The organism is Streptomyces sp. R-74717 (genome assembly GCF_047305335.1).
In the GTDB taxonomy this organism is placed as follows: Bacteria; Actinomycetota; Actinomycetes; order Streptomycetales; family Streptomycetaceae; genus Streptomyces; species Streptomyces atratus.
In genome coordinates this window covers 8,975,685-8,989,111 of the sequence record NZ_CP102361.1, presented here as the reverse complement: position 1 = coordinate 8,989,111, position 13,427 = coordinate 8,975,685, and the positions used below count along the sequence as shown (strand labels likewise).

The following is a 13,427-nucleotide window of genomic DNA, read 5'->3' as shown; positions in this document are numbered from 1 at the left end:
GCTACCGGTAGCGGACACACCCCTCGAACCAGTTGGGAGGCGTCTGCGCTCGGTCGTCGCTTACGTCCACCAGCACGGTCGCCACAGTGGGCACTGGCGGGGCCGGCGGTTCCGCCTCATGGGCTTCGAGGAGCCGGACCACATGGGGCGGCAGGAGGAGAGGGCCTCCACGCAGGACGGCGGGAGTGTCATCGTCACCATCGCCGTCCGGGGTATGGGCATACGCAGCATCCCCCTGGGTGCCGTCGCTGGGAGTTGGTACCGACGAGCACGTCGGTGACAGGCCCATTCCCACGAGCGTCAGCCCTTTGACGGCGGCGAATACTTCGCTAAGGATCTTGCTGCTGGAACGGGAGGACGACGCGTTGGCGGAACTGCGGCGGTCGCACAGCACCCTGTTCCAAGGCAGCGATTCCGCCCGCAGAACTGCGTGACGCACATTGTGCCCGCCTGCCTTCCCGCTGACCTCGCTCTGCACGCGATACGCCGACAGCAGCGTGCATCCGTGGTGTGACCCGTCAGCGGCGACGTGACCGCACAGAAGTCCTGCCCGAGCCGCTTCCTCCTCGTCCCGGCCTTTCCAATCCAAGTGGTTGTACAGCAAGTAGACGGGCACACACCTGACGGCCCGTGCGTGCTGGACGAGCAGGTCGCACTGGTACGCGTTCTGTTTCCCGACCGTGTGGTCGAAGGGGTACTGCTTCCGCTTCGACGCCTTCTTGGCCTGGATCCGCAGACCGACTCCGTGAGTGCGGTTGTGGATCCACATCTCCCAGTCGGCGCCGTTCTGGCTCTCCTGGTCCTTGGTGAACTGGAACACCTTGACCCGGTCTCCGGCGAACTGACGCAGGTGTCGGATGTTCATGTCGGTGAAGCTCTCCTCACCGGGTGCAGGAGGGTAGCGGTGATGGCCGTTGTGCAGCCAGTGGAACGTGTCGCCGGCTATCCACAGCAGCACCTCGCACAGCGAGGGCGGGTGATCCACCTGGGGGTCGGTGCTCGGCAGGGGAAATGCGCGTCCGATCATGGGCATCAGCTAACCAAAGGCCACCGACATGGGGCGTACTAAGCGGCCGAGGAGCGGGTCGTGAAGGCTCAGTGCGGGGTGCGAGAAACCACCTTCCATCCTCGTGGAGCGTGACTGTGGACTTTGTGAATTGAAGCTGCCCGCGGCGTGGGAGACGATCATGACGCGTGCAGGACGAGACGAAGGAGACGTCAGGGTGTTTCACCGCATACGCCGCAGGGCTGCGGAGCCCAGCGAGGAGCAGCGCCGGTTCTTCGAGCTGTCGGCGCAGCTGGAGGGCCAGGTACCTCCGGAGGTCGAGCGGGTGCGGGCCGAACTGGAGCGTGCCGAGCCGGCCACCGCGGTGGACGACTTCCTTCCGCCGGAGCTGCGCGTACCCAGCCACGACCAGCTCGATGGCCGGATGACGGCCTGGAAGCAGCCGCTCGTCCTCGACGGCGAGATGGTCGCCTGTGCCGAGTGCGGCGCGTACCGGGACTGGCTCGTCCTCTCCACCCGCGACCAGATCTGGCTGCGCTGCCGGGTCGGCCACCAGCAGCAGGAGACACGCCTCGACACCGCCTGGTACAACCGGCACACCGGCCCCGCGGACGCGACCCACGCGACGTTCGAAGACTGCCTGCGCCACCTCGGCCACTGACCCCCACTCCCACAACCTCAGGGCCCACGGGCCCGTACTGACCACCCGTCGCCTAGCACCAAGGGGTCAGTTCCACCATGCGCGTTCGCGTCGCTACCGCCCTCGGTCTCACCGCCGTCACCGTCCTCACCCTGCCCGCCTGCTCCACCGACACCACCGAGGCGAAGCCCGCCTCCACGTCCTCCACGCGCAGCGGGAAGCCGGCCACCGCCGACCAGAACGGTGCTCCGCTGTCCTCGGCCGCGCTGGAGGAGCGCCTGCTCGACGTGAGCGACCTCGGTAGCGGCTACACACGCAAGCCCGAGCGCCCCGCCCGGCACGACGACGTCACCGTCCTCGGCTGCCCCGCCCTCAACGACCTCGGCGGCGACGCGGCCACTGGAGGCTCGCTCGACTTCTCCCGCCAGGCGAAGGCCACCTTCACCTACAGCGGCGGCAGCGACTCGGAGGTCTCCGAGGAGCTGTACAGCGACACCGCCGATGAGCTGTCCGGCGGAACCGGCCGAATCTTCGACGCCATGACCGGCTGCCCGGAGTACCAGGTCCTCGTCGGCGGCACGGCGATAGACATGACCACGCAGAAGATGACCGCGCCCCAGCTCGGTGACGAGCGGTGGAGCCAGCTGCTGACCTTCTCCGCAGGCGGGCGCGGCACCGTGGTGAAGCAGACCGCGGTCCGGAACGGCAGCGTACTGCTGATCCTCTCCGGCTCGCCGGCCCTGGTGGACCGGTACCTCGACAAGGCCCTCGCCAAGGCCACAGCAGTCCGCTGACAGCCAGCCACATGACGACACCGGCGCTCCCGGCCATCACGGTCAGGAGCGCCGGCGGGGGCGTGCCCAATAGGTCAGTCGTCAGCGCGATAGGGGAGGCTCTAATGTGCTGCCATGCGCGACGACACGCCTGACGAAACGCGCCGTATCCACCTGAGCCGGACCTTCGACGAGGACGCCGAGCTGTACGACCGGGCCAGGCCCGGGTATCCGCCGGAGCTGTTCGATGACCTCGCCGAGGTGGCCGGTACCGGCCCCGGCTGCCGTGTCCTTGAGGTGGGGGCAGGTACCGGCAAGGCGACCTTGCCGCTCGCCGAGCGCGGTTGCCGGATCACCGCCGTCGAGCTGGGCACGGACATGGCCGCTGTCGCCCGGCGCAACCTGGCCGGATTCGGGTCGGTGGAGGTCGTGACGGCCGACTTCGAGACTTGGCCGCTGCCGGAGGAGCCATTCGATGCGGTCGTCGCGGCGACGGCGTTCCACTGGATCGATCCGGCGGTGCGGATGGTCAAAGCCGCCGACGCGCTGCGGCCCGGTGGCGCCCTCTCCGTGGTTGCCACGCAGCATGTGGCGGGCGGCAGCGAGGAGTTCTTCGTCGAAGTCCAGGACTGCTACGAGCGTTTCGATCCGACCACCCCTCCGGGGCTGCGGCCTCCTGCCGCAGAGGACGTCGACACCTCGGATCACGCGGACGAGGTCGCACGCAGCGGCCGGTTCGGCCCTGTTGTCTTCCGGCGTTACGAATGGAACCTGACGTACACCACGGCGGAGTATATGGAGGTGCTGCGGACCTACTCCAGCCACCGGGCGCTGCCGCCGGAAGCTAGGGAAGGGCTGCTGGGTTGCATCGTCGGGCTGATCGACAGGCGATACGAGGGCTGGGTCACCAAGCGATATCTCACGGAGCTGCGGGTGTCGCGAACGCCCCCACGTTCTTCAGTAGATGCGCCTCCAGCCGCCCCCACCCCGCATAGAGCCCGATGAGTCACCCGTTAGCCCATCAGGCGACCCATCGGACAGTGCCTAGTCCTTGCGATGCTCCACGGCACCCAGTCCGGTGCTGCTACGAGTGGAGCTGGTCGGGAGCAAGGGCGACGGTCATCCACGGCACGGCACGCTGACGGAAGCTGTGCCCCACGGGCTCCAAGCCGCCGCTCTGCTCGGTGAGGCTGAACGTCGTCACCATGACCATGTCCGAGCCGTCGGCTACGGAGACGAGTTGGGTGCCGCAGCGTGGGCAAAAGCCTCGGCGCAGGGCCGGCCAGGTCGAGTACCACGTCGGCTCCCCGCCGCGGCCGGTCCAGATCAGCGTCTCCCGGCGGAACCCGGCCCACGACATCGCCGGTGAGCCGGACAACAGAGTGCAGTGTTCACAGGAACAGAGGTGCGGATCGTCTGGAACGCCTGTCACCTCGTACGCGATATCGCCGCACTGGCAGCGGCCCGTCCGCAAGTCGGGTGCGATGGTCGATTCGGTCACTCCGGCATCTCCTTCGACGCGACGTGCGGTTGCGGTGCCAGTGTGCTGCCCTCGGAGCGGCCCGCGCTGGTGTTCGGGATTCCGCGCCCCGTGTGGAGAGGCACGTTCACCCGTCGCGGTGAACAGCAGCCCAGAAACGCATGAAGCTCGGCCACCCCGAAGCGGGATGGCCGAGCTTCACGTGTGTCGGGCGGGCGGCGCGGCCGGCCTCGTCCCTCAGCCGGCCGGGGCGCGCAGGAGCAGCTCCTGCGTGCTTTCGGGCAGCACTCGGCGCAGGACCGGTGCGGTGGAGCTGAGCGCGTTGGCGAAGCACGCGACGAGGTCGTGCGGCACGCTGGCGCCGAAGGACGCGGCCCACAAGCATGGTGCGCCCAGCGCCGGCTCGGCCCACGCCTGCCACCCGGCCGGCCCCACCTCATCGGCCTTGGCCGTCAGGGCGCGCGGGTCGGCGTCCTGGACGAGGGGTGGCACCTCGCCGAGGCTGACGTGCGAGGTGAAGGTCGGGTCCGTCGCTCCCGCATGGGGCTGGTCGATGTCGCGGAACCAGCCGTGCGCGGTAACCGTATCGAGGACCAGCTCTGGGCCGCCCAGCGGGACACCGGGCTGATCGCGGGCGTCAAGCGCGACGAGGAAGTCAACGAGGACCTCCCCCGGAACGTCGGGGGTGAAGTAGGCGGACCACTGCGCGAGCGGGCTGCTCGTGTCCGCGCGAGCGGAGACCTGCCAGGCGATCGGCAACTCCCCCAGGTGGAACGGCTCGTCCGCCAGAATCCATTGGGCCCAGCGAAGAGTATCGGGGCTGATGTGCAGGACGGTGCTGCGCAGGGCCTGGCGGTCCTCCGGTGCCTCGTCCGGCTCGTGCCGTCCGCGGACGATCGTCAGGTTCGTCCAGCCAAGGCCGGCGAGCGTGTCGGCGACGGCGTCGTAGAGACGTCCGTCATCACCGGCCAGGTGCCGGGGGCCGACCCAGTACGCGGACTGGGCACCCTGCGGGGTGGACGGGTCGGGCGGGAACTCGGGGTACAGGGGCGCCTCCAAAGGCTAGGTGCGGCTCTACTTGCCGCCGGCGGTACGACGGGGGCGGCGCGGGGGCGCCTGGACCGGAGAGTGCCAGGCCAGCTCGACGGCGACCTCGGGCGGCAGATGACCGAGTTGCGTGTCCGCGTCCCGCCCTTCAGCGAGGTAGACGACGGGCCGACCGGTCTCGTCCACAGCTTGGACGACCTGCGCGAGGCGGTGCGCCATCGGGAAGAACGGGTTCATCGCGAAGCGCACCGGCAGATCGCGGTTGCAGGCGGACAAGAGATCGGTCAGGTCACCGACGGTCATTTCCGCGTCCATCACGGGCAGCCTCCTTGTACGGCGAATGCGGGTGGGACGGCTGAGAAGCGGCCGGCCGGGTTGTCGGGGTCTCAACGGGGCGGGAGGTCTCCAGCACGCGGGCTATGGCGGCGGCGACTATGTCGGCCGGTGTCTCACGGTCGAAGGACGCCTCGTAGCCGCGGATGTTCGCGGTGCCGGTGACGGCGAGCTTCCATCCCTCGCCTTCCGAGCCGGGACGGCCGTTGGGGTACCAGCCGAGGTAGAAACGACCGTCCTTACTCGCGATGTGTACGTCCCCGCGGTCGTCCACGACGAAGTGGAAATCGTCGGCGTCGAACAGGTCGATCACATTGCTGGACTGGCCCGGGCCGAGCAACCACTCACGCAGCCGCAGAGCCTCGATCGTGGTGAAGAATCCAGGGCGGCTCACAGGAGCCACAGTCACGGGCATCACCTCTCTGACCTGGTGTTTCTTGCAAGGTCGTCTACGTTGACATGCCCCTGCCCGCGATGGCCAGTCTTTCGAGGATCTTTCCTGTCTGCCCCCGGCGAACTGTTGTCCGCTGCCATCCAATCGGGCGTTTGACAGCGAACCCGTCCGCCCTTGGCTTGCGTGCCAGCGAACCTGGTCCTGTGAGGTGAACGCGCTGGGGGTGCTGGTAGGCGCCGCTTCCTCTACCGCGACACCACCTGGTCCACGAAGACCTCGTAGGTCGTTCGGTTGTGCTTGCGCGCCGCCACCACCTGCGAACGGAAGTTGCGCAGCGCCGTATCGACCGCCTGTCGGTTGCGTAGAGTCGATGTCACCAGCGGGTCCCGCAGTTGGCCCGGAGCGAAGGCAAGCAGCGACTCTACGATGGGTTCCCAGACCATGGCTGCTGCGGACACGGTGAGGTTCTTCTTGAACCGCAAGACGTACGCGTCGCTGACGGCCTCTCCGATGAGGGTCTCCCTTGCGGTTCCAATGGCCTCCGCGGCGAGCATGATCGACCCTCGGAGCCCGAACCACTCGAACAGCTCGGTCTCGTCCTCGGTCCGCGCTTCTGCCGCGATGCGACCGAGTCTCGCCTTCTCCAGCTCGATGGCGCGCAGCAGACTCGCGACGAACACGATGTGCACGGCGCTGACGCGTTCGGGGAAGACTCGGCTGTAGATGGCGTCCTGTTCCCAGATCTTGCTCTTCTCGTGGTATGCCACGCCGGATTCCCCATGGAAGGCAGCGAGGGCCTGCGCCGCGACCTCGGCGGAGAGATGGTTTTCTCCCGGGCGCCGGATGACATCCTCGGCGCCGCCGCGTCGGCCGCCGCTGTAGCCGACGACCCCCAACTCCTGGAACTCGCGGACAAGCCGCCTCTGCACGCTGTCGTTGCTGCGGAAGTCCGATGCTTGCGTGGGGTTCTGCCGGTTGTTGAAGCGGACGATGCTCCTGACGGTCTCGGGGTCGTTGCAGCGGATGAACCGGGTGAGGACGTGACTCTTCCGGCCGTTCTCCCCCACCGGGACCGAGCCGATCGCTCCGGTCGTCTGGGCGCCGTTGACGATGCCCAGCCCCGTGATCTCAACGGTTCCGTCGGTGAAGCTGAAGTCGTGTACCAGAGCGGTGATGCCGTTGTTGTACGCCCACAGGTTCGTCGGCTCGTTGAGTACCGTTTCCTGGATGCCGTTGTTGATGTTGCTCTGGGACCGCCGGCTTCCCAGGTAGTCGCGGACGTTTGGGGAGAACAGTCCAGCACCGTGCTGCGCGAACTGTTGATGCAGCCAGCTCACGGGCACACTCGTACACAAGGCTGTCCACTTGTCGCCGCGTTCCGCGAATGCCCCCGGGACCTCGATCGTGAACGTATCCGTCACGAGGATCGGGGTCTGCGAGTTTTCGTAGCGCTCGGACAGCCTCGCGCGGCCCAGTTCTTCCCAGGAGACCTCGATCTCGCTGTCCGGGTAGCCGTAGTTCAACTGTGCGTACGCGGCGTCGCGAGCCGCTTGGAGCTCTCCGGTGACCTGCTGCGATTCCGGGAGGTTGTGGACGTACCAGATCGCGACATCTCCGATGGCGTCGTCTGTCAGCGCATCGTGAAGCTCGCGCCAGGCGACCCGCAGGGCATCTGGCACCCCGCCGGGCTCGCTCTTGTTGAACAGCCAGTTGACCGCCTGATGGAGGGTGGCGGCCTTCCTCGCGGGCGCCTGGTGCTTCGCGGTGTTCTCGGACTCGTACCCCTGGGCGAGGACAACACGGCCTGCGCCGCGATCGATGTAGAGCAGATCGCACGACTTGTCGTTGGGATGGTCTGTCAGCGACGTGGCGGCGACCGTGCTGATGTCCTCGACGTCGACCATGAGTTGCAGCGCAAACAGCAGCCGCTTGTTGGAGCCGTACTGATCGAGATCAGCGCGCTTCTGGAGTGCTACTTCGAGGCCATCTGTCACGGCATCAGGCTACCTGCTTACTTGTATCACCAGCTGGCGCTTCCGGTTGCCCGTAGTGGATGCCCCAGATTGCCGATGGCGCTTCCGAGTCGACTCGATTCGATGACATAGCTGTCCCGTCTCAACGGATCTGGTTTACGACATGTGGCCCGACCAGCGGCGACCAGATCGGTTGAGACGGGGCGGGAGCCGGATTCTCGGCTGATCTGGTCAGATGCGCGTTGCTCGTGCTGCTCGTCTCAGTTGATGTGGTTCGGTTCAGGCGTTTCGACCAATCTGGTCGGTGCAGCTCAGTAGGGCCCTTGGCGCCGCCCCCTGCCCCTTGGCCCCCGTCCACGATCAGGCGCCGCTCCCACCACCCCCCCCTCTGATGGCCGCAGCGGAGGCGCTGAGACCGTGCGGGGGTCCTACTTCGGCGGGCGCGTCCAGGCACGGACGGCCAGCTTGCCGGTGGTGCCGAGATCGAGGTGGGGCGTCACGGTCACCGGATCGGCGCCCTGCTCGGCCCGCACCCTGACGTACGGGACGTTGACGGCGGCGCCGGACTCGGTGGTGTTGCGCCACATGAGGCCCGAAAGGGCGCTCTCGCCCGACTTCAGGACCAGCGGGCGGGCCGGCTCGTCAAATCCGGTACCGGTGCTGATGCCGCCGCTTCCATGTACGATCCGGACGCCTTGGACGGGTGACAGATCCTTGTCCAGCAGTTCCAGGAGCGGGTAGCCGTCAAGTGAGTAGTCGCGCTTCCCGCAGTTCTCCAGGTGCAAGCCCACCACGCGCAGCCCCATCGCGGCGTCGCCGTCATCGGTGGTGAGGCGGATGCCGGAGGGCGGACACTCGCCGGACGCGGGCGGCGCCTCGGCGGCGGGCACCTTGGTCACCCGGGAGACCTTGACGCGGGTCACCCGGGACGCTCCGGGGGCCAGCACGCCCAGCCGGACCGTGCCGCGCTCGGTCGCACCGGGGCCGACCGAGCGCACGGTCTCGTGGCTGTTGCCCATGACCTCGCCGGTGTCCGTGGTGAAGTCGAACAGGATCGTGTACGTCAGCGCCTCGGTGCCGTTGTTGGTGACTTCGTAGGCGGCCGAGATCCCGGAGTCACCGGTGGGGAGGGGGTCGGCGTGGACGGAGAACCCGTCGGAGTTGGGGGTGGGCGTGGCGGAGGGAATGGTCACCGAAGTGATCCGGACGCCGTCCACGGGTTGGGTGGTGACGGCGGTCCCGGACGCGGGGGTGGCTGCGCCGGGGGTGCCCGCCTGTTCGGATCCGCACGCCGTGAGCAGCAGGAGTGCGGCGAGGGCCGGAAGAAGAGAAGTGACTTTGCACATCAGGTCACCCCAGCAGGGGCGCGAGCGCCGAGCTGTGGTGTAGGACACAGTTCCGGTCACAGGCGTGTCACGGGCGGCCTGCCGAGTGGGCTGCTGCGACCTGCGGATACGCGGCTCCGGGCAAGATCAGGGGCACTGTGCTTACTACGGTTGCCTGTTCCGGCCGTGTTTGGCCTGGGCGAAGCCCGCCATCCCGCACCGACAGCGGCATCGACGGACCAGACCGCCTGAGACGAAGAGCGAATTAGGACTGGAATCAGAATGAGGTCTCTGGGGCTGGTGAATGACGGCATGTCAGTTCGCGTTGGCGCGGCCCGGAGGCCTATGGAAGCTGGACTCCGGACCAGGCATCGACTTCGCACCGTCTGTCGGCATTGTTCCCTGCGGTCACGACTGTGCCGTTGGCACGCAGGCCAAGGGTGTGCGTTGAACCGGCCGCCACGGCGACAATGTCGCGCCAATCGCCGACTTCGCACTGTCCGTAGCTGTTGTCTCCCGCTGCGAGGACCCGTCCGGACGCAGTGACCCCGACGGTGTGGTAGCTGCCCGCGCCGAGCGCCACCACGTCTTCCCACTCATCGACCTCGCACGCCCCGGTTGCCCGGTCTCCGGTCGCTACTGCCCGCCCGTCGGCTCTGAGGCCGACGGTATGGAGATACCCGGCCGAAATGGCTGCTAGGTCACGCCACCCTTCAACGGCACACTGCCGTCGTCGGTTGTTCCCCGCGGCCAGTGCAGAACCGTCCGACCGGACGCCGACCGAGTGCCAGTCACCACACGAGAGGACGACCATCTCGCGCCAGGACTGCACGTCGCACTGTCCTTCTGAACTCCGGCCAACTGCTAGCACGCGGCCATTCGCGAGTAGCCCGAGCGTGCGGCGCCAGCCTGCGGCCACGGCCGTGACGCCTCGCCATCCGGCGACATCACATTGCCCATCGCCATTCCACCCCGTTGCCAGCACCGTGCCGTCCGACCGGAGTCCCACCGTATGAGACCTGCCCGTGTTCGTCGCGGTATGGACGTTGCCAGCTGCCACGGCGACGACGTCTTCCCATCGCTCGACACGACATTCAGCGGCTGCGGTATTGCCCACGGCGAGAACGGTTCCATCCCAGCGCCGTCCGACCGAATGACGCCTTCCGGCCGCCAGCGCCGACGGGTTAGCGAGCATTCCGCCTCCTTGTGCTTGGCGCGAGTTCGCGACATGGGATTCCACCTTACTTTGGACTGGAATCAGAGCGGGGTCCTCAGTCGTCGCCAGCAGATGACGGCACAACCGAGCGTGATGAAGGCCTGGTGGATGTCGTCGCGGATCTCCCAGCGGATGCGTAGGCGGCGGAACCAGTGCAGTAGTGCGATGGCGCCTTCCACGACCCAGCGGTGTACACCGAGTCCGGAGCCGTGTTCGGTGCCGCGTCGGGCGATGTGCGGGGTGATTTCAAACCGTCGGACCTGGTCTCGGTAGCTCTCGTGGTCGTAGCCGCGGTCGGCGTAGAGGTGCTTCGGACGGCGCAGCGGTTGGCCGCGTTTGCCTCGGATCGGCGGGACCGCTCGGATCAATGGGATCAACTGGGTCACGTCGTTGCGGTTGCCGCCGGTCAGCGTGACGGCCAGCGGGATGCCGTGGGCCTCGACGATCACGTGGTGCTTGCTGCCGGTCTTGCCCCGGTCCACCGGGGACGGGCCGGTGGCCGCACCACCTTTCATCGCCCGCAGATGGCTCGAGTCGACCGACGCCCGGGACAGATCCAGTATGCCGGCCGCCCGCAGTTCGGCCAGCAGCATCTCGTGCAGGCGCTGCCAGACCCCGGCCTCGTTCCACTCCCGCAGTCGCCTCCAGCAGGTCATCCCGGAGCCGAAGCCGAGTTCCTGCGGGAGGTAGCGCCAGGGGATGCCGGTGTAGAGCACGAACAGGATGCCGCACAGAACCCGCCGGTCATCGAGCCGACGACGCCCCGGGTACCGGAAGCGCCGCTCAATCACCGGCAACAGCGGCTCGATACGCTCCCACAGCCCATCGTCAACCGCCCACGGCTTGCGCCCACCACGAGTCTCGATCGCAACCACCCCCTCCGGGCCGCATCAACGCGAACTGACACACCGTCATTCCCGAGCCCCAGAAACCTCATTCTGATTCCAGTCCTTAAACCAGATCAACTGAGATCGGAGCCAGATCGCAGAAGACGGGACAATAGCGGCTGGGTTCGCTGTCAAAGGACAACTGTGTCCTGTGCCATCGGATCTTGAATGCGTGCCATCGAATATTGAAGGCTGCAAGTACGTGTCACCGAACTTTGAGTGCGCTGGTCAGAGGAGGACTCGCAGGGATCAGGGGGTAACTGAGGGGCACTGGGCCCGTTGAGTCGGCCGCGACGGGCCTGGCCTGAAGGATTACGCCTTTGACCGCTCCTGGGTCAGGGCCAGACCCCCAGCGATTGGCCTGCCAGGACGACGCAGATCACCAACTGAACCGCCCCGATAGCTCGATGCCCGAGCCGCAACAGCATGACGCCCGTCACGCCGACCGCCAAGGCCAGAACGCCGAAGCACAGCACTGGCGTCCAGTCGCCGGGCCGTGAGCCGGCCGCTGTCTGCCCGGAACCGGCGTCTATCCGGCCCAGCCCCCGTACCGCGAGCACGATGACGGCCAGCAATCCGGCCGCCACGTCCGCCACCAGCGTGAGCAGCAGGAGACAGCCTGCAGTGAGGGCATCCTTCGCGTAGGAAGGCTGCTTGTCGGCAAGTTCGGGCATGTCCGTATGGTCATACAGAGTCCAGCCCTCCACACGCGTCTTGGCCGACTCGCAATCCAGGCGTACTCCGCTCTTCACGAGGCCGCCCGGCCCCGGGCGACCCGGCGTGAGCAGCCACACGGTACGGGCGTCACTCAACTTCCTTGCGTTGCCTGCGAGATCGGGCGAGCCCTTCGTATGGTTGGCCCACCCAGGGGCGTCGGGTGTGGCTTTCAAACTTCTGCCGCTTGGTTCGAGCGGGGCCAGACGCAGTGAAGGCCCGGTATCCACCGGGCCTTCACGTTTGAGTAGCGGGGACAGGATTTGAACCTGCGACCTCTGGGTTATGAGCCCAGCGAGCTACCGAGCTGCTCCACCCCGCGTCGGTACGGTGAACTGTACGGCACTGACCCGGCTCGGCCGAATCGGCATTCGCTTGGAGGCAGTGCCAGCGCATCTGTGGCCGCTGTCGGCCGGCCACCATCCGAGTCTCGCCCCAGGCCGGGAGACGCGGCAGTGGGACCTTCAGCAAGACCACCAACCAGTTGGTGCGGGCGCTCCCGTTGGCTACTGAGTGTGGCGCTGGTCGCCGTATTACCGGCTGGTGCTCCGCACTGCCGACGGCGTGCCGGTCCACACGGGGGGCACGGTCTACCTGGCGCACCCTCCGATGCCCGGCTTGGTCCTGCGCATCGGCGGCCGACACTGGCGTGTTGAAGCGGCGCAGCTCAACGTGCCCGAGCCGGGTCAGCTTGGCGGCCGGCGACGCCTCGACCGTCCTCATTCCGGCGCTCGAACTCGGTGGAGGCTACGGGTAACTGCCGGGGCTGGTGGGCTCTGCGCCACGATGGACGCACGGCGGCCGAGGAGGTGACGGAGCCGACCGGTGGCTCCCCCCCCTGGTATCGGACGAGGGTGTCGGGCTGCAGCGCCCGTACCTACAGCGGAGCACCAATCACGATCCGGTGCGCGTCGGCGAGGCCAAGCTCCCCATCAAGATTCCAACGGCGATCGTCCAAAACGACGTCGGCGTAGATCTCGGCACACCAGTGGGCCTGGCGGTGGTGGCCGAGGGTGTACCCGCGGATCCAGGGGCGCCCTTCGTGTTCGGTGCGCGCCAGAGGATCCGGGAGGCGACCGCGGCTCCGAGTCGGTCGCGGACCAGGCGCCCGAAGGCGTCCTTGTGGTCCATCAACCAAGACAGGTAGTAGAGGCCCTGGTGGATAACTCCTGCGTCGATGCCTCGCTTGTACTCGATGATCACGGGCGCCCCGTTCTCGTCGATGCCCAGCGAGTCGATACGTCCGCCGTGCACTGGTCCTGTGCTGTACTCGCTCGCCAGGAACCGCACCCCGAGCAGGGTCTCCATGTGCGCCTCGATGAGGCCCTGCACATGCGCCTCGACCTCGGCCAGACGCGGCGTGACCTCAGTCATGCCGCCCTTTGTCGTGTTGAACAGTTTCAGTCTCGACACCACCCCTCCGCGATCTTGCCGTCGCGGCAGCGCAACGTCGGGAGTGATGGGAATATTTCCTCGGCCGTACTCGTGGGACGCGGGACGACGCCATTCGACCAAACCAGACAAAGGGAACTATTCAACTTGGTGGGACATGCGTGAGACCGCGTGCCTGGCGGTTCGTCACGTAAGCCGCTGACCTGCGGAAACGTCTGGGAGTACAGCGGCCTCCGGAGCCGGGTGC

Annotated in this window: 12 protein-coding genes, 1 tRNA gene and 2 pseudogenes; 3 read left to right on the top strand and 12 right to left on the bottom strand. The window is 67.3% G+C overall.

Going from position 1 to position 13,427, the window contains the following annotated elements; translation table 11 throughout:
• Nucleotide 1: 1 nt before the first annotated feature.
• A complete protein-coding gene (locus NRF20_RS40700; RefSeq protein ID WP_398629489.1) occupies nucleotides 2-1,027 on the bottom strand; it encodes a DUF6615 family protein in 1,026 nt (341 codons plus the stop codon).
• Nucleotides 1,028-1,223: 196 nt separating this feature from the next.
• On the opposite strand from NRF20_RS40700, the gene NRF20_RS40695 reads away from it, so the two are divergent.
• The 3 genes from NRF20_RS40695 to NRF20_RS40685 all read left to right on the top strand — a co-directional run bounded on the left by NRF20_RS40695 (nucleotide 1,224) and on the right by NRF20_RS40685 (nucleotide 3,424).
• Complete coding sequence (locus tag NRF20_RS40695) at nucleotides 1,224-1,667, top strand: hypothetical protein (protein ID WP_398629490.1); 444 nt, start codon at nucleotides 1,224-1,226, stop codon at nucleotides 1,665-1,667.
• A gap of 77 nt (nucleotides 1,668-1,744) precedes the next feature.
• Nucleotides 1,745-2,440, top strand: coding sequence for a hypothetical protein (locus NRF20_RS40690; RefSeq protein ID WP_398629491.1), 696 nt, complete (start codon nucleotides 1,745-1,747; stop codon nucleotides 2,438-2,440).
• 114 nt (nucleotides 2,441-2,554) lie between these two features.
• Nucleotides 2,555-3,424, top strand: coding sequence for a class I SAM-dependent methyltransferase (locus NRF20_RS40685; protein ID WP_413754186.1), 870 nt, complete (start codon nucleotides 2,555-2,557; stop codon nucleotides 3,422-3,424).
• A gap of 79 nt (nucleotides 3,425-3,503) precedes the next feature.
• Here NRF20_RS40685 and NRF20_RS40680 read toward each other — a convergent pair whose 3' ends face one another.
• The 11 genes and pseudogenes from NRF20_RS40680 to NRF20_RS40630 all read right to left on the bottom strand — a co-directional run.
• Nucleotides 3,504-3,920, bottom strand: a complete 417-nt coding sequence (locus NRF20_RS40680) for a GFA family protein (protein ID WP_398629493.1) — start codon at nucleotides 3,918-3,920, stop codon at nucleotides 3,504-3,506.
• Nucleotides 3,921-4,136: 216 nt separating this feature from the next.
• Nucleotides 4,137-4,958: a DUF317 domain-containing protein gene (locus NRF20_RS40675; protein ID WP_413754185.1), complete on the bottom strand. Its 822-nt coding sequence runs from the start codon at nucleotides 4,956-4,958 to the stop codon at nucleotides 4,137-4,139.
• A 15-nt stretch (nucleotides 4,959-4,973) separates the two neighbouring features.
• Nucleotides 4,974-5,264 carry a hypothetical protein gene (locus NRF20_RS40670; protein ID WP_266355553.1) on the bottom strand — a complete coding sequence of 97 codons (291 nt, stop codon included), beginning with the start codon at nucleotides 5,262-5,264 and terminating at the stop codon, nucleotides 4,974-4,976.
• Between the two features lie 70 nt (nucleotides 5,265-5,334).
• A pseudogene (locus NRF20_RS40665) lies at nucleotides 5,335-5,688 on the bottom strand (DUF317 domain-containing protein); the annotation flags it as partial.
• Nucleotides 5,689-5,918: 230 nt separating this feature from the next.
• Nucleotides 5,919-7,667: an AIPR family protein gene (locus NRF20_RS40660; protein WP_413754184.1), complete on the bottom strand. Its 1,749-nt coding sequence runs from the start codon at nucleotides 7,665-7,667 to the stop codon at nucleotides 5,919-5,921.
• 407 nt (nucleotides 7,668-8,074) lie between these two features.
• Nucleotides 8,075-8,992: a DUF4232 domain-containing protein gene (locus NRF20_RS40655; protein WP_413754183.1), complete on the bottom strand. Its 918-nt coding sequence runs from the start codon at nucleotides 8,990-8,992 to the stop codon at nucleotides 8,075-8,077.
• Between the two features lie 322 nt (nucleotides 8,993-9,314).
• Nucleotides 9,315-10,166 carry an RCC1 domain-containing protein gene (locus NRF20_RS40650; RefSeq protein WP_398635225.1) on the bottom strand — a complete coding sequence of 284 codons (852 nt, stop codon included), beginning with the start codon at nucleotides 10,164-10,166 and terminating at the stop codon, nucleotides 9,315-9,317.
• Nucleotides 10,167-10,228: 62 nt separating this feature from the next.
• Nucleotides 10,229-11,053 carry an IS5 family transposase gene (locus tag NRF20_RS40645; protein ID WP_413754668.1) on the bottom strand — a complete coding sequence of 275 codons (825 nt, stop codon included), beginning with the start codon at nucleotides 11,051-11,053 and terminating at the stop codon, nucleotides 10,229-10,231.
• A gap of 356 nt (nucleotides 11,054-11,409) precedes the next feature.
• Complete coding sequence (locus NRF20_RS40640) at nucleotides 11,410-11,748, bottom strand: inner-membrane translocator (RefSeq protein ID WP_398635226.1); 339 nt, start codon at nucleotides 11,746-11,748, stop codon at nucleotides 11,410-11,412.
• A gap of 288 nt (nucleotides 11,749-12,036) precedes the next feature.
• Nucleotides 12,037-12,110, bottom strand: a tRNA-Met gene (locus NRF20_RS40635).
• A gap of 725 nt (nucleotides 12,111-12,835) precedes the next feature.
• Nucleotides 12,836-13,201: pseudogene (locus NRF20_RS40630) on the bottom strand (transporter); the annotation flags it as partial.
• Nucleotides 13,202-13,427: the final 226 nt, after the last annotated feature.